Annotated in this window: 15 protein-coding genes; 10 read left to right on the top strand and 5 right to left on the bottom strand. The window is 71.9% G+C overall.

The genetic code is table 11. The features are described from left to right. Positions 1 to 38: 38 nt before the first annotated feature. The 3 genes from AC07DW_RS24260 to AC07DW_RS24270 all read left to right on the top strand — a co-directional run bounded on the left by AC07DW_RS24260 (position 39) and on the right by AC07DW_RS24270 (position 2,425). On the top strand, positions 39 to 680 hold the full coding sequence (locus AC07DW_RS24260; RefSeq protein ID WP_478859780.1) for a PadR family transcriptional regulator: 642 nt from the start codon (positions 39 to 41) through the stop codon (positions 678 to 680). Between the two features lie 119 nt (positions 681 to 799). Then, positions 800 to 1,558 carry a MerR family transcriptional regulator gene (locus AC07DW_RS24265; RefSeq protein ID WP_478859781.1) on the top strand — a complete coding sequence of 253 codons (759 nt, stop codon included), beginning with the start codon at positions 800 to 802 and terminating at the stop codon, positions 1,556 to 1,558. A gap of 183 nt (positions 1,559 to 1,741) precedes the next feature. Then, on the top strand, positions 1,742 to 2,425 hold the full coding sequence (locus AC07DW_RS24270; RefSeq protein ID WP_478859782.1) for a DedA family protein: 684 nt from the start codon (positions 1,742 to 1,744) through the stop codon (positions 2,423 to 2,425). 134 nt (positions 2,426 to 2,559) lie between these two features. Here AC07DW_RS24270 and AC07DW_RS24275 read toward each other — a convergent pair whose 3' ends face one another. Then, positions 2,560 to 4,239, bottom strand: coding sequence for a threonine/serine exporter family protein (locus AC07DW_RS24275; protein ID WP_478859783.1), 1,680 nt, complete (start codon positions 4,237 to 4,239; stop codon positions 2,560 to 2,562). 99 nt (positions 4,240 to 4,338) lie between these two features. Continuing rightward, positions 4,339 to 4,833 carry an inorganic diphosphatase gene (locus AC07DW_RS24280; RefSeq protein WP_064067354.1) on the bottom strand — a complete coding sequence of 165 codons (495 nt, stop codon included), beginning with the start codon at positions 4,831 to 4,833 and terminating at the stop codon, positions 4,339 to 4,341. A gap of 157 nt (positions 4,834 to 4,990) precedes the next feature. Here AC07DW_RS24280 and dacB point away from each other — a divergent pair, with 157 nt between their 5' ends. The 7 genes from dacB to AC07DW_RS24315 all read left to right on the top strand — a co-directional run bounded on the left by dacB (position 4,991) and on the right by AC07DW_RS24315 (position 13,494). Continuing rightward, complete coding sequence (gene dacB / locus AC07DW_RS24285) at positions 4,991 to 6,409, top strand: D-alanyl-D-alanine carboxypeptidase/D-alanyl-D-alanine endopeptidase (RefSeq protein ID WP_478859784.1); 1,419 nt, start codon at positions 4,991 to 4,993, stop codon at positions 6,407 to 6,409. 55 nt (positions 6,410 to 6,464) lie between these two features. Beyond that, complete coding sequence (locus AC07DW_RS24290; RefSeq protein ID WP_478859785.1) at positions 6,465 to 7,592, top strand: zinc-dependent metalloprotease; 1,128 nt, start codon at positions 6,465 to 6,467, stop codon at positions 7,590 to 7,592. A gap of 200 nt (positions 7,593 to 7,792) precedes the next feature. After that, positions 7,793 to 8,839 (top strand): tRNA lysidine(34) synthetase TilS, encoded by a 1,047-nt coding sequence (tilS, locus tag AC07DW_RS24295; RefSeq protein ID WP_478859786.1) that lies wholly within the window; start codon positions 7,793 to 7,795, stop codon positions 8,837 to 8,839. A 41-nt stretch (positions 8,840 to 8,880) separates the two neighbouring features. Continuing rightward, on the top strand, positions 8,881 to 9,420 hold the full coding sequence (gene hpt, locus AC07DW_RS24300; RefSeq protein ID WP_064067358.1) for a hypoxanthine phosphoribosyltransferase: 540 nt from the start codon (positions 8,881 to 8,883) through the stop codon (positions 9,418 to 9,420). 170 nt (positions 9,421 to 9,590) lie between these two features. Further along, complete coding sequence (ftsH, locus tag AC07DW_RS24305) at positions 9,591 to 11,630, top strand: ATP-dependent zinc metalloprotease FtsH (protein ID WP_478859787.1); 2,040 nt, start codon at positions 9,591 to 9,593, stop codon at positions 11,628 to 11,630. A gap of 122 nt (positions 11,631 to 11,752) precedes the next feature. Next, positions 11,753 to 12,358, top strand: coding sequence for a GTP cyclohydrolase I FolE (folE, locus tag AC07DW_RS24310; RefSeq protein ID WP_478859788.1), 606 nt, complete (start codon positions 11,753 to 11,755; stop codon positions 12,356 to 12,358). Positions 12,359 to 12,498: 140 nt separating this feature from the next. Then, positions 12,499 to 13,494: an aldo/keto reductase gene (locus AC07DW_RS24315; protein ID WP_478859789.1), complete on the top strand. Its 996-nt coding sequence runs from the start codon at positions 12,499 to 12,501 to the stop codon at positions 13,492 to 13,494. 86 nt (positions 13,495 to 13,580) lie between these two features. Here the strand turns inward: AC07DW_RS24315 and AC07DW_RS24320 are convergent, their stop codons facing one another. From AC07DW_RS24320 to folB, 3 genes are read right to left on the bottom strand one after another with little or no spacing between them, the layout of a single operon-like run. Beyond that, positions 13,581 to 14,057 (bottom strand): DUF3180 domain-containing protein, encoded by a 477-nt coding sequence (locus AC07DW_RS24320; RefSeq protein WP_478859790.1) that lies wholly within the window; start codon positions 14,055 to 14,057, stop codon positions 13,581 to 13,583. 49 nt (positions 14,058 to 14,106) lie between these two features. After that, on the bottom strand, positions 14,107 to 14,706 hold the full coding sequence (folK, locus tag AC07DW_RS24325) for a 2-amino-4-hydroxy-6-hydroxymethyldihydropteridine diphosphokinase (protein ID WP_478859791.1): 600 nt from the start codon (positions 14,704 to 14,706) through the stop codon (positions 14,107 to 14,109). After that, positions 14,703 to 15,062: a dihydroneopterin aldolase gene (gene folB, locus AC07DW_RS24330; RefSeq protein ID WP_064067363.1), complete on the bottom strand. Its 360-nt coding sequence runs from the start codon at positions 15,060 to 15,062 to the stop codon at positions 14,703 to 14,705. Before folB ends, folK begins: the two co-directional genes overlap by 4 nt. Between the last annotated feature and the right edge of the window lie 94 nt (positions 15,063 to 15,156).

Raw genomic sequence — 15,156 nt, forward strand, 5'->3', positions numbered from 1 at the left:
TACCCTGGTCGGGACCGACCAGGAAGGTGCGTGAGGAGATGTCGGCGATCCGGTTGCTGGTGCTGGGGGCCGTGCGCCGGCACGGGCGGGCGCACGGCTACCAGATCCGCAACGACCTGGAGTTCTGGGGCGCGCACGAGTGGTCCAGCGCCAAGCCGGGCTCCATCTACCACGCGCTCAAGCAGATGGCCAAGCAAGGGCTCCTGCACGCCTACGAGACGGCGCCGAGCACGGCCGGCGGGCCTCCGCGCACCGAGTACGAGATCACCGACAAGGGCACCGAGGCGTACTTCGCGCTGCTGCGCGAGTCCCTGACGGCGTACGACCAGAGGACCGACGTCCTGTCGGCGGGCGTCGGCTTCATCGTCGACCTGCCCCGCGAGGAGGCGGTCGCGCTGCTCAAGCGGCGGATCGAGGGCCTGGAGCGGTGGCGGGCGGGCGTCACGGAGTACTACACGCCCGCCGACGGGCCGGAGTCGCTCGGCCACATCGGCGAGATCATGAACATGTGGGTGCACTCGGCCGACGCGGGCGCCGCGTGGACGCGGGGGCTGATCGAGCGCATCGAGCGCGGCGCGTACACGTTCGCCGGTGAGGGCGAGCCCTTCGTGGGCGTCCTGGCGGACGGCGAGGAGAACCCGTACGCGACGGGGATCCCGCACCCCGGAGACCTGCGCTAGCCGGTTCCGCCGGGGCGGTGCGGGTGCCCGCTCGGGGGCGTGGCGGCGACGGCTTGCACCTCACGTCGCGTGAGGGGCCAGGCTGGTCCGCGTACCGAGAAGAAGGGAGCGGAGAGGCCGTGAGCTACTCCGTGGGACAGGTCGCCGCTTTCGCCCGCGTCACGGTGCGGACCCTGCACCACTACGACGAGATCGGGCTGCTCTCCCCGAGCGGCCGCAGCCACGCGGGCCACCGGCGTTACGACGACGCCGACCTCGACCGGCTGCAGCGGATCCTGTTCTACCGGGAGCTGGGCTTCCCGCTCGACCAGGTCGCGGTCCTGATCGACGACCCCGACGCGGACCCGCGGGAACACCTGCGGCGCCAGCACGAGCTGCTGACCGCGCGGATCGCCGAGCTGCAGAAGATGGCCGAGGCCGTCGAACACGCCATGGAGGCCAGGAAGATGGGCATTGACCTCACGCCCGAGGAGAAGTTCGAAGTGTTCGGGGACCACGACCCCGACCAGTACGAGGAGGAGGTGCGCCGGCGCTGGGGCGACACCGACGCCTACCGCGAGTCGGCCCGCCGGACGGCGCGCTACACCAAGGCCGACTGGCAGCGCATGAAGGAGGAGGCGGCCGACTGGGGCGACCGCTACCAGGCCGTCATGGCCGACGGTGAACCGCCGACGAGCGAGCGGGCGATGGACCTGGCGGAGGAACACCGCCGGCAGATCGTCCGGTGGCACTACGAGTGCACCTACGAGATCCACCGGTGCCTCGCGGACATGTACGTCGGGGACGAGCGCTTCACCGCGTACTTCGACGCCATGCGGCCGGGGTTCGCCCAGCACCTCCACGGCGCGATCCACGCCAACGCCGCCCGCCACGCCTGAGCGGTCGCCCCCGCACGGGCTCCCGGTCCCGGGCCCGCTCCGGCCCCAGGCCCGGACCCCCGTGCGGGGCGGGCGCGGGGCCGGGCGTCCGGTCGGGAGGGGGCGTGGAACCGGGAGGGCGGGGCAAGCGTTGATAGCTTTGGGCAGCCGTCCCCGCCCACCGACCCAGGAGCCCCGGAACCCGTGAATACGCTTGCGCTCGGACCGAGCTGGCTGGACCCGGACTACCTCATCGAGACCTTCGGCCTCATCGGCGTCCTGGTCATCGTCTTCGCCGAGTCCGGACTGCTGATCGGTTTCTTCCTCCCCGGTGACTCACTGCTGTTCACCACGGGCCTGCTGGTCACCACCGGTGTGCTCGACACCCCGTTGTGGGTGGTGTGCACCCTGGTCGTGCTGTCCGCGATCATCGGCGACCAGGTGGGGTACCTCTTCGGCCGCAAGGTCGGACCGGCCCTTTTCCGGCGTCCGGACTCCCGGCTCTTCAAGCAGGAGAACGTGGAGAAGGCCCATGAGTTCTTCGAGAAGCACGGCCCCAAGTCGCTGATCCTCGCCCGGTTCGTACCGATCGTCCGGACCTTCACGCCGATCATCGCCGGTGTGAGCCGGATGAACTACCGCTCGTTCCTCACCTTCAACATCATCGGCGGTCTCCTCTGGGGCGCCGGTGTGACGCTGCTCGGGGCGTCGCTGGGCAAGATCGAGTTCGTTCACAAGAACATCGAGGCCATCCTCATCCTCATCGTGCTGATCTCGGTCGTCCCGATCGTGATCGAGTACCTGCGCGCCCGGTCCCAGAGCAAGAAGCAGTCGGCCGCCGAGGACGGGGCGCCGCAGGCCCCGCGCGGACGGCACGCCAAGCGCTGACGGCGCCGCCCCTTTCCGGTGCGGGTGTCCGCGGTGTCCGTCGGTGGGTCGTGGGGTGAGCCCGGAGGGGCCGACCCCGGCCCACCGGCAGCACCGCACACCGCCCGCCCCGCGGCAACCCGGCCCCGACCGGGTCAGAAGCCGCGCGTGCGCTTGGCCGCGCGGCGCAACGCCGCGGAGCCGGGAGCGCGGATGAACAGGCGGGCCATCTCGCCGCCCAGGTTCACGCCGATCGCGATGGCCAGCGCCAGCGCGGCGGCCCGCGCCAGGGAGGTGAACCCGGCGTCCATGTTGTTCTGCGCGATGTTCAGCACCCCGAAGTACGTGGCGCTGCCGGGCAGCAGCGGCCCGATCGCCGCCGTCACGTACGGCAGGGACGAGGTGTGCTCGTACCGGGCCATGAGCTGCCCGAACAGGCCCACCAACCCCGCCGCCACCGCCGTCGCCATCACCGTCGAGCCGCCCGCCGTCACCGCTATCGACGCGTAGATCACCCACGCGGCGGCCCCGTTCAGCGCCACGAACAGCACCGTGGAACGTTCCTGCTGGAGCAGCACCGCGAAGGTCACCGACAGCAGCACCGCCGCCAGGATCTGGATGACCGGCCGCTCGACCGCGTTGAGCACGCCCTCGGGGTTGAGCTTGGCGCCGAGCTGGACGCCGCCGTACAGGACGGAGAGCACGCCCACCACGATGGCCACGAAGAAGTACCCGACCTCCAGCAGGCGCGCCGAGGCGGTGATGTAGAAGCCGGTCAGCCCGTCCTGCACGGCGGCCACCAGCGCCCGTCCCGGGATGAGCGCGAACAGCCCACCGGTGATCACCGCGTTCGGCTGGAGCCCCGCGTGCAGCAGGCTCACCGTCACGCCCAGCGCGGCCGGCGGCACGGCGGCCACCGCGAACTGGTAGAACTCCGGCAGCCCGCGCCCCGCGCAGAGCCAGGCCAGCCGGTCGCCCAGCATCGCGCCGGCCGCCGCGATCAGGAACACGGCCATGTCGCCGCCCAGCAGCATGGACGCGGCGCCCGCGAGCCCGCCGGCCGCCACGGTGAGCACCCAGCCGGGGTAGGGGTGCCGGTTGCGGCGGATCTCCGCGAGGCGCCGGTACGCCTCCTCCAGCGAGACCTCGTAGTCCTCGGCGTTGATGTCGGCGACCAGCGTGTAGACCGCCGACAGGCGGTTGTAGTCGGTGCCACGACGGCGCACGGTCCGGTTCGCCGTGACGGGGTCGTCCACCAGCGAGGGCTGGTACGTGATCGACAGCAGCGTGAAGGTGACCGTCGGCTCGCAGCGATCGAGCCCGTACGAGCGGCAGATCGCGAACATCGCCGCCTCGACGTCCTCCGCGCCCTCGCCGCCCGCCAGCAGCAGCTCGCCGATGCGCAGCGTCAGGTCGAGCACGCGCGGCACGGCGGGCCCCGTGTCGTCCTGCTTCTGCACCGGCTCCGGCACCGGCCGCTCGCTCACCGGCATCCGCAGCATGGTGCGCATCCGGTCCTGCCACGGCGCGTCCTTGGACAGCCGTATGGCGGGGAACCCCTCGGCGGGCGTGAAGGCGGCGGGCGACTCCTTCGCCGAATACGTGCGCGGCGGGGCGAACGCCGACCCCTCCGGCTCGGCGGGAACCTCGGGCACCAGCCCCGGGGGGAGGGCGAACTCCGACGTCGTCTGCTGGTCCTCCTCGGGACCGGAAGGCTGCTCCACGCCCGGTGGCGGCGCGAAGGCGCTGTGTGCCTCGTCCGACTGAGGCTTACGGTCCTCCGGACCGTCCGTCTCCGGCGCCACTGTGCTCGTCCTCGCTCCCGTCCGACCCATCCGACCCGCCTGCCCAGTATGGGCACGGCCAAGGGCCTCCACGCGACGACGGGCGGTGCACCCGAGGGGTGCACCGCCCGTCATACGGAAAAAAGGGGCTCAGTGAGCGCCGCCCTGCGCCTCCAGGCGCTTGACGGAGGCCTCGATCTCGGCCTCGGCCTCGGCGCGGCCGACCCAGTTGGCGCCCTCGACGGACTTGCCGGGCTCCAGGTCCTTGTAGACCTCGAAGAAGTGCTGGATCTCCAGGCGGTCGAACTCCGACACGTGGTGGATGTCGCGCAGGTGCTCCATGCGGGGGTCCGAGGCCGGGACGCACAGCAGCTTGTCGTCGCCGCCCGCCTCGTCCGTCATCCGGAACATGCCGATGGCGCGGCACTTGACCAGCACACCCGGGAAGGTCGGCTCGTCCAGGATGACCAGCGCGTCCAGCGGGTCGCCGTCCTCGCCCAGGGTGCCCTCGACGAAGCCGTAGTCGGCCGGGTAGACGGTCGACGTGAAGAGGTGGCGGTCCAGTCGGATACGACCGGTCTCGTGGTCCACCTCGTACTTGTTCCGCGACCCCTTCGGGATCTCGATGGTGACGTCGAACTCCACGGGTGGCTCCTCCAAGATCAACACAAAACGTCGGGTGATACTGCTCCCCCAGCAGGACCGGACCGCCGTGCTCACCGGGGGCGCCGTGCTCGCGGCACAGCTCAGTGGTTAAGTGTCCCTCACGCAACCGTGTGCTCGCGAAAGGGGCTGGTCAGCCGTGCTGGAGCCGAAGCTGGTGCAGCTCACCGCGGGTTCCGCCGTGCTCGGCCTCGTCCTGGCGACCGGGGCGGTGACCCTGGCCGGACCCTGGGACTCGGGTCAGCGTACGGCCGAGCGCGCCCGGGCCGCCGCCCAGGCTCGTACAGGTGGCGCAGATCACCACGCGGCCGGCCCCGGACGGCCCGCCCCCGCCCCGGCCCCCAGCGCCCCCGGCGTCCTCACGGCCCTCACCGCGCCACGGACCGAGGCCGCCCCGGAGCCCGCCGCGCCGCCCGCCTCCCTGGCGGCCGCCCTCGGCCCGCTGCTCGCCGACCCGGGGCTCGGCCCGCTGCGCACGGCGTCCGTCGTCGACGCCACGACGGGAAAGCGGCTGTACGGGAACGGGGCCGCCACCGCCATGACACCCGCCTCCACCATCAAGATCGCCACCTCGGCCGCCGCCCTCACCGCCCTCGGCCCCGACCACCGCATCCCCACCACGACCGTCGCAGGCCCCGACGCCCGGCGGGTCACCCTCGTCGGCGGCGGCGACCCCACCCTCGACCGGGCCCGGCTGACCGCCCTGGCCGCCGACACCGCCCGCGCCCTGCGCTCCCGCGGCGTCACCGCCGTCACCCTGACGTACGACACCTCCCGCTACACCGGCCCCGAACGGCACCCCATCGGCGTCAACGACAACATCGCCCCGGTCACCGCCCTGATGACCGACGAGGGCCGCCTCGACAGGTCCACCGCCGGCCCCGCCCCGCGCTCCACCGACCCCGCCGGCGACACCGCCCGCGCCTTCGCCGCCCTGCTCGGCGGACACGGCGTCACCACCGGCAAGGCCCCCGCACGCGCGCGTGCGCCCAAGAAGGCCGTGCCCCTCGCCAAGACCTGGTCCGAGCCGCTGTCCGCACTCGTCGAGCGCGCCCTGACCCACAGCGACAACGACCTCGCCGAGGCCCTCGCCCGCCAGACCGCGATCGCCTCCGGGCTGCCCGCGAGCTTCGACGGTGCCGGCCGTGCCGTCGCCCAGCGGCTGCGCGAGCTGCGCGTACCGCTCGGCGGGGCCAGGTTCGCCGACGGCAGCGGCCTGGACCGCCGCGACCGGCTCTCCGCCGCCCTGCTCACCGCGCTGCTCGCCCGGGCGGCCGACCCCGCCCGCCCGCAGCTGCGCCCGGTCCTCACCGGCCTGCCCGTCGGCGGCTTCAGCGGCACCCTCGCCGACCGCTACACCGACGGATCCCCGGGCGCGAAGGGCGCCGGCCTGGTACGGGCCAAGACCGGCACCCTGACCGGCGTGAACACCCTGGCCGGCACGGTGGTGACCGCCGACGGCCGCCTGCTGGCCTTCGCGTTCCTCGCCGGGCGCACCCCGTCCGCCGCCGCCGCCCAGCCCGCCCTCGACAAGCTCGCCGCCGCGCTCGTCCCGTGAGCCGGTCGGCGCCGCACCCTGACCCGATCCGGCGCCGAGCACGTACGGTTGACGCATGACGAGCATCGGTGGTGCCGAGATGGTCGACTGGAAGCTCGCGGTCGCGACCGCGACCCGACTGGTCCGCCCAGGGCCCGAGGGGAGCCGCGAGGAGGCCCGCGCGGTCGTCGCCGAACTGCGGCGGCACGCCAAGGCGTCCGAGGAGCACGTCCGGGCCTTCACCCGGATGATCCCCGAGGGGCACGAACCGGAGGACACCCCTGTCCTGGTGGTCGACCGGGCCGGCTGGATCAGGGCCAACGTCGCCGGTTTCCGCGAGCTGCTCAAGCCGCTGCTGGAGAAGATGCAGGAGCGCCGCTCCAGCAGCCCCGGCGGGGCCGTGTTCGGCGCGGTCGGCGGCAAGGTGACCGGCGTCGAGCTGGGCATGCTGCTGTCGTTCCTGGCCTCCCGGGTCCTCGGGCAGTACGAGACGTTCGCCCCCGCCACCCGGGAGCTCCCGGCCGGCGAGAACGGCGGCGGCCGGCTGCTGCTGGTGGCGCCGAACATCGTCCACGTCGAGCGGGAGCTGGACGTCGCCCCGCACGACTTCCGCCTCTGGGTGAGCCTCCACGAGGAGACGCACCGCACCCAGTTCACGGCCGTTCCGTGGCTGCGCGACCACCTCCGGGGCGAGATCCAGTCATTCCTCGCCGCGACCGACGTGGACCCGATGACGGTCCTGGAGCGGCTGCGGGAGGCCGCCCAGGCCCTGACCGGCGCCCGCCCCGAGGGCGAGGAGGACGAGGGCGGCCGCTCCCTCGTCGAGCTGGTCCAGACGCCCGAGCAGCGCGAGATCCTCGGCCGCCTCACCGCCGTGATGTCGCTGCTCGAAGGCCACGCGGACTACGTGATGGACGGCGTCGGCCCGCAGGTCGTGCCGTCGGTGGCGGAAATCCGGGAGAAGTTCCAGGAGCGCCGGGCCAAGGGCGCCTCCCGGCTGGACCAGGCGGTGCGCCGGCTGCTGGGCCTGGACGCCAAGCTGCGCCAGTACCGCGACGGCGAGCGGTTCGTTCGCACGGTCGTCGACGAGGTCGGGATGGCGGAGTTCAACCGGGTGTGGACCTCCCCCAACACCCTGCCCACCAAGGCGGAGATCGCCAAACCGGCGGACTGGGTCGCGAGGGTGCACCGTAAAGCAGACTGAGGAGCCCGATCCGGCCGAGGGCAGAAGAACGCCTCCCCAATCACCCATCCGAGGGACCGTGGGCTGTGGGTAGGCGTGCGATGCTCGGGTAACGGCCGAGTTCTGTCACCATCGACGCACTCTGAGTGACCGAACTCCCCGCTCCGGCCGTTAAGACTCCGACCGAGGCACCCCCCAACTTCACACGAAGGGCACCGGACATGGGTCCCCATCCTGCGGTCGCGGCGATACGCCTGGCGGTCCGCCGCGTACTCCACGACGTACTCACCGAGCACTCCACTCCCGCGCTCCCCACCGCCGGGACAACCGAAGAACCCGCCGCCGGGTCCCGCCGGCCCCCGCTCGTCCTGGTGGCCTGTTCGGGCGGCGCCGACTCCATGGCGCTCGCCTCCGCCCTCGCCTTCGAGGCCCGCAAGCTCGCCGTCCGCGCCGGTGCCGTCACCGTCGACCACGGCCTCCAGCCCGGTTCCGACCTGCGCGCCGCCGAGGTCGCCGCCCGCCTCACCGCCATGAACCTCGACCCGGTCGAGGCGATCGCCGTGACCGTCGGACGCGAGGGCGGACCCGAGGCCGCCGCGCGCGACGCCCGGTACGGCGCCCTCGACGACGCCGCCGAGCGCCTCGGCGCCGCCGCCGTACTGCTCGGACACACCCGTGACGACCAGGCCGAGACGGTGCTCCTCGGCCTCGCCCGGGGCTCCGGCATCCGCTCCCTGTCCGGCATGGCCGCCGTGTCCGGTACGGCCGGCCGCTACCGTCGCCCGTTCCTCCAGCTCGACCGGCAGACCGCCCGCAAGGCCTGCATGGTGCAGTCCCTGCCGGTCTGGGACGACCCCATGAACGCCGACCCCGCCTACACCCGGTCCCGGCTGCGCCACGAGGGGCTGCCCGCCCTGGAGAAGTCCCTCGGCAAGGGGGTGGTCGAGGCCCTCGCCCGGACGGCCCGGCTGTGCCGCGACGACGCCGACGCCCTGGACGCCTGGGCGGCCGACGCCGACCCGTCCGTACGGGACGAGGCGGGCCTCCTGGAGTGCGCCAAGCTGTACGCGCTGCCGCCGGCCGTCCGCCGCCGCGTGCTGCGCCGCGCGGCCATCGCCGAGGGCGCCCCCGCCGGCTCCCTGTTCGCCCGGCACATCGAGGAACTCGACCGGCTGATCACCGGCTGGCGGGGTCAGGGAGCGATCAATCTGCCCGGCCGCGTCGTGGCACGCCGGCAGGGTGGCAGACTGGTCATTCGGCAAGGCTGACGCACGCTGCAACGAAAGTGACCCGGGTGAACGAGAAAGACATGGGCACCGACCTCAAGTCGGTGCTCATCACCAAGGAAGAGATCGACGCGAAGCTGGCGGAGCTCGCCGCGAAGATCGACGCTGAGTACGCGGGCAAGGATCTGCTCATCGTGGGTGTCCTCAAGGGCGCCGTCATGGTGATGGCCGACCTGGCCCGCGCGCTGTCCACCCCCGTCACGATGGACTGGATGGCCGTCTCCTCGTACGGCGCGGGCACCCAGTCCTCCGGCGTCGTCCGGATCCTCAAGGACCTGGACACCGACATCAAGGGCAAGCACGTCCTGATCGTCGAGGACATCATCGACTCCGGTCTGACGCTGTCCTGGCTGCTGTCGAACCTCGGCTCGCGCGAGCCGGCCTCCCTGGAGGTCTGCACGCTGCTGCGCAAGCCGGAGGCGGCGAAGGTCGCGATCGACGTGAAGTGGATCGGCTTCGACATCCCCAACGAGTTCGTCGTCGGCTACGGCCTGGACTACGCGGAGAAGTACCGCAACCTCCCGTTCGTCGGAACGCTCGCCCCGCACGTCTACGGCGGCTGAACCGCCCAGGACGCCCGCCGGGCCCCGGGAACCTGGACCGCCCTCCCGCCGTTGAAGCATGGGAAGGCGGTCGCGGGTGACAATGCTGGGGTACCGTCCGAAGAACAGTCTTTTCTCATAGCAGCATTTACCTACGGGCAGGAGGGACGGGGCGTCATCGCTCCGTATGGATGGACGTGAAGCGATACTTCCGTGGGCCGGTCATGTGGATCGTGCTGGCCGTCCTCGCCGTGGTCGTGTTGATGCAGGTCGTCGGCTCGTCCGGTGGCTACAAGACGGTGGACACCGGCGAGGTCGTCCAGGCGATCGACAAGAACCAGGTCGACCAGGTCAAGCTGACCACCGGCGACGAACAGATGATCAAGGTCGACCTCAAGGACGGCCAGAAGGTCAAGGGCAGCGACAAGATCCAGGCGAGCTACATCGGCACGCAGGGCTCCGACCTCGCCGCCACGCTCCAGAAGAAGTACGAAGCCGGCGACATCGACAAGGGCTACACCGTCTCGCCGACCAAGCAGAGCGCCATCGTCTCGGTGCTGCTCTCGCTGCTGCCGTTCGTGCTGATCGTCGTGGTCTTCCTGTTCCTGATGAATCAGATGCAGGGCGGCGGCTCCCGGGTGATGAACTTCGGGAAGTCCAAGGCCAAGCTGATCACCAAGGACACCCCGAAGACGACCTTCGCCGATGTGGCGGGGTCCGACGAGGCCGTCGAGGAGCTCCATGAGATCAAGGAGTTCCTCCAGGAGCCGGCGAAGTTCCAGGCCGTCGGCGCCAAGATCCCCAAGGGCGTGCTGCTGTACGGGCCGCCCGGTACGGGCAAGACCCTGCTCGCGCGCGCCGTCGCCGGCGAGGCGGGCGTCCCCTTCTACTCGATCTCCGGCTCCGACTTCGTCGAGATGTTCGTCGGTGTGGGTGCCTCCCGTGTCCGTGACCTCTTCGAGCAGGCCAAGGCGAACGCCCCGGCGATCGTCTTCGTCGACGAGATCGACGCCGTCGGCCGGCACCGCGGCGCGGGTCTCGGCGGTGGCCACGACGAGCGCGAGCAGACCCTCAACCAGCTGCTCGTCGAGATGGACGGCTTCGACGTGAAGGGCGGCGTCATCCTGATCGCCGCCACGAACCGACCGGACATCCTCGACCCGGCGCTGCTGCGCCCGGGCCGCTTCGACCGGCAGATCGCCGTCGACCGCCCGGACATGCAGGGCCGTCTGGAGATCCTCAAGGTCCACCAGAAGGGCAAGCCGGTCGCCCCGGACGTCGACCTGTCCGCCGTGGCGCGTCGTACGCCGGGCTTCACCGGCGCCGACCTGTCGAACGTGCTGAACGAAGCCGCGCTGCTCACCGCGCGCAGCAACCAGAAGCTTATCGACAACCACATGCTGGACGAGGCGATCGACCGTGTGGTCGCGGGCCCGCAGAAGCGGACCCGGATCATGTCGGACAAGGAGAAGAAGATCACCGCGTACCACGAGGGCGGGCACGCCCTGGTCGCGGCGGCGTCCCCGAACTCCGACCCGGTCCACAAGATCACCATCCTGTCCCGCGGCCGGGCCCTGGGCTACACCATGGTCCTCCCGGACGAGGACAAGTACTCCACCACGCGCAACGAGATGCTCGACCAGCTGGCGTACATGCTGGGCGGGCGCGCGGCGGAGGAGCTGGTCTTCCACGACCCGACCACGGGCGCGGCCAACGACATCGAGAAGGCGACCGCGACCGCGCGGGCCATGGTCACGCAGTACGGCATGACCGAGCGGCTCGGCGCCATCAAGTTCGGCGGCGACAACACCGAGCCCTTCCTGGGCCGGGAGATGGCGCACCAGCGCGACTACTCGGAAGAGGTCGCCGCGCTCGTCGACGAAGAGGTCAAGAAGCTCATCGAGACCGCGCACAACGAGGCCTGGGAGATCCTCGTCGAGAACCGTGACGTCCTCGACAACCTGGTCCTCCGGCTGCTGGAGAAGGAGACGCTCAACAAGGAGGAGATCGCCGAGATCTTCGCCCCGATCGTCAAGCGCCCGGCCCGCCCGGCGTGGACCGGCTCCTCGCGGCGTACGCCGTCGACGCGGCCGCCGGTGCTGTCCCCCAAGGAGCTGGCGCTGACCAACGGCGCGGTGGGCGCCAACGGCTCCACGCCGACGGACGTCACCAAGCCCGGCCCGTCCGCCCCGGCGGCGGAGGCGGTCCCGGAGGAGCGTCCGGAGAGCTGACCGGTCCGGCCGGGCCCACGGCCCCGGAATGAAAGCCGCGCCGACCAGGTTCTAGCCTGGGGAGGCGCGGCTTTCGCGTGCGCGGTCCCGCGCGCACACCAGCACCATGGAACGAGGCACAGATGACCGACCCGGTGACGTTGGACGTCGAGGGCACGATCGGCGAGTTCGACGAGAAGCGAGCTGAGAGCGCTGTGCGCGAGCTCCTGCTGGCGGTCGGTGAGGACCCGGACCGTGAGGGGCTCCGGGAGACGCCGGCGCGGGTGGCGCGGGCGTACAGGGAGATATTCGCCGGCCTGTGGCAGGAGCCCGAGGACGTCCTGACGACGACGTTCGACCTGGGTCACGACGAGATGGTCCTGGTCAAGGACATCGAGGTGTTCAGCACCTGCGAGCACCACCTCGTGCCGTTCCGCGGCGTGGCCCACGTCGGGTACATCCCCTCGACCGAGGGCAAGATCACCGGCCTGTCGAAGCTGGCGCGGCTGGTCGACGTGTACGCCCGCCGCCCGCAGGTGCAGGAACGACTCACCACCCAGGTGGCCGACTCCCTGATGAAGATCCTGGAGCCGCGTGGCGTGATCGTGGTCATCGAGTGCGAGCACATGTGCATGTCGATGCGCGGCATCCGCAAGCCCGGAGCCAAGACCATCACGTCGGCGGTGCGGGGCCAGCTCCGCGACGTCGCCACCCGCGCGGAAGCGATGAGCCTCATCATGGCGCACTGAGGGATCGCGCCAATTTCCGCTCCATGGCCGGAAGTTGCGGCCGAGGGCATTGGACGCGGGGGCGGCCTGCCGGAAGACTCGTGCGCGTACATCGGAAAGTCTCAGGGATCCCGCGGGGTCCACGGATGGAGATGCCGCGCATGAGCGACAATGCCCTGCCCACCCGCCTGCTCGGCGGCCTCGAGGTGTCCGCTCTCGGCTTCGGCGCGATGGTGCTGTCGCCCGGGGTGTACGGGGAGATCGACGACGCCCGCGCCGAGCGGGCGCTGCTCGCGGCGGTCGACGCCGGGGCCACGCTCATCGACACCTCGGACGGCTACGGCGCCGACGGGCACAACGAGTGGCTGATCGGCCAGGCGCTGCGGGGACGGCGGGACGAGGTGGTCATCGCCACCAAGTTCGGCTTCCGGCTTCCGGAGGGCGTCGAGCCGCACCCCTTCCCGGTCGGGTACGCCTTCGGGGAGCTGGCCGTGAACGCGGACCCGAAGCATGTGCGCGGGTACGCCGAGGCGAGCCTGCGGGAGCTGGGCACGGACCGGATCGACCTCTACTACCCGCACTTCCCGGACCCGCAGGTGCCGCTGGAGGACACCGTGGGTGCGGTCGCCGGGCTCATCGAGGCGGGCCTCGTCCGGCATCTCGGGCTCTCCAACGTCACCGCCGCCCAGCTGCGGGCGGCGCACGCGGTGCACCCGGTGGCGGCCGTCCAGACCGAGTGGTCCATGTGGCGCCACGTCGACGAGGAGCTGCTGGCCGCGGCCCGCGAGCTGGGGGTGGGCGTCGTCGCCTGGTCGCCCCTGGGCGCGGGTTTCCTGACCGGCAAGGTCGACAAGGTGGAGGACGGCGACTTCCGGCAGCACATGCCCCGGTTCGACGCCGCGAACCACCGCGCCAACAGCGACCGCTTCGCCCCCGTGCGGGGCGTCGCCGAGGAGCTGGGCATCACCCCGGCGCAGCTTGCCCTGGCGTGGCTGCTGGACCAGGACGAGCACGTGGTCCCCATCCCGGGCAGCCGCACTCCGGCGCACATCCGGGAGAACCTCGCCGCCGCGCACGTACGCCTCACGCCGGACGTGCGCGACCGCCTGTCGGCCGTCCTCGCGGAGACGGAGGTCTCGGGCGGCACGCTGCTCTGACCGGGCGCGCACCCGCCTGCGCACGGTGGGCGATCGGCGGGGTTCACGCGGCGGGGCGGGCCGACGGGGCCGGAGCCCCCCGCGTGTCACGCGCGCGTGGCCGCCTCGTCGTCGTCCTCCGGGAGCCTGCAGACCCGCTCCAGGAAGATCGCCGCGGCGATCACCCCGATCCCGGCCAGGACCGAGAACCCGGCGTAGAACGCCTGGTCACGGCGGGCCGGGATGTCGAGCGAGCCGAGCAGGAAGACGCCCGTGCCGCCGTACATGCCGCTCACCAGCGCGGCGACCAGGGCGCTCGCCTGGCCGAAGACGACCGCGCGGGCGGCCATCAACGGCTCGACGCCCTTGGCGTCGGGGCGGCGCTCGCGCTGGGCGCGCAGCCGGGAGCGCAGCGACAGTGCCGTCGCGGTCAGGACCACGGCGATCACGGCGAGGACGATCGGCGCGGCCAGGGGAACGCTCGGCAGGGTGCCGAACGACTCCCAGAGCCGGGCGCCGCCCCACGAGAGGATGCCGGCGACGGCGAACAGTCCGGCCAGTACCTTGAGCCGCAGTCGTTTCACCGGGGGCCTTTCATCTCGTCGCCGTGGCGTGCCTGCTGATCACCCAACGTTACTCGGGCAGGCGCAGTTCCAGGTCGGCCCGCGGCAGGACGCCTTCACGGCCGACGCCGCCGAGCAGCTCGGCGACCGCCCCGACGCCGGGCAGCTGCGCCTCCGGCTCCACGTCGTGCCACGGTGCCAGCACGAAGGCCCGCTCGTGGGCGCGGGGATGCGGGAGGGTGAGGACGGGGTCGTCGGAGACGACGTCCGCGTACGCCACGATGTCGACGTCGATCGTCCGCGCGCCCCAGCGCTCGTCGCGGACCCGGTGGAAGGCCTCCTCCACCGCGTGCGCCCGCTCCAGGAGCGACGCGGGCGGCAGGGTGGTCTTCAGCAGCACGACGGCGTTGAAGTACGACGGCTGGGAGCCGGGGTCGACGCCCCAGGGCTCCGTCTCGTACACCGGCGAGACCGCCTTCACCCGCACGCCGGGGGTGTCCTCCAGCGCGTCGATGGCGCCCTGGAGGGTCTCCAGGCGGTTGCCCAGGTTGGAGCCGAGGGAGAGCACCGCCCGCTTGGGGTTGGACAGGGTGATGTCGGCGGCGTCGACCTGCTCCGTCACCGAGGCGGGCACCGGCTGTACCGTCGGGTCGCTGTGCGTCTTGTTCATGCGCGGCTCCGGGTGATGGTGATGGTCACGTCGTCGAAGGGCACGGTGATCGGGGCGTCCGGCTTGTGGACCACCACCTCGACCTCCTGGACGCCGTCGTGCTTGAGGCACTGCTGGGCGATGCGCTCGGCGAGCGTCTCGATCAGGTCGACCGGCTCCCCCTGCACGACGTCCACGACCTCTTCCGCCACGACGCCGTAGTGCACGGTCTTCGCCAGGTCGTCGTCGGCCGCCGCGGGGCGGGTGTCGAGGCCGAGCACCAGGTCCACGATGAACGTCTGGCCCTCCTCGCGCTCCCGGGGGAAGACGCCATGGTGCCCGCGGGCCTTGAGGCCGCGCAGCGCGACACGATCCACGCGAATCACTCCTGCTGTCGTTGGTCTGGCGGGCACGCGACCGGGTGCGGACGGCGCGGGCCACCAGTCGAATCTACCCGCGAGCACTGACAGG

Source organism: Streptomyces sp. NPDC045701, assembly GCF_056432045.1.

What these genes read in the sequence shown, in the direction of transcription:
- folE (WP_478859788.1), top strand. Translation starts at nt 11,753, where the DNA reads ATGACCGACCCGGTGACGTTGGACGTCGAGGGCACGATCGGCGAGTTC.
- tilS (WP_478859786.1), top strand. Translation starts at nt 7,793, where the DNA reads ATGGGTCCCCATCCTGCGGTCGCGGCGATACGCCTGGCGGTCCGCCGC.
- folK (WP_478859791.1), bottom strand. Translation starts at nt 14,706, where the DNA reads ATGAACAAGACGCACAGCGACCCGACGGTACAGCCGGTGCCCGCCTCG.
- AC07DW_RS24315 (WP_478859789.1), top strand. Translation starts at nt 12,499, where the DNA reads ATGAGCGACAATGCCCTGCCCACCCGCCTGCTCGGCGGCCTCGAGGTG.
- ftsH (WP_478859787.1), top strand. Translation starts at nt 9,591, where the DNA reads ATGGACGTGAAGCGATACTTCCGTGGGCCGGTCATGTGGATCGTGCTG.
- AC07DW_RS24275 (WP_478859783.1), bottom strand. Translation starts at nt 4,239, where the DNA reads ATGGGTCGGACGGGAGCGAGGACGAGCACAGTGGCGCCGGAGACGGAC.
- hpt (WP_064067358.1), top strand. Translation starts at nt 8,881, where the DNA reads ATGGGCACCGACCTCAAGTCGGTGCTCATCACCAAGGAAGAGATCGAC.
- AC07DW_RS24260 (WP_478859780.1), top strand. Translation starts at nt 39, where the DNA reads ATGTCGGCGATCCGGTTGCTGGTGCTGGGGGCCGTGCGCCGGCACGGG.
- AC07DW_RS24290 (WP_478859785.1), top strand. Translation starts at nt 6,465, where the DNA reads ATGACGAGCATCGGTGGTGCCGAGATGGTCGACTGGAAGCTCGCGGTC.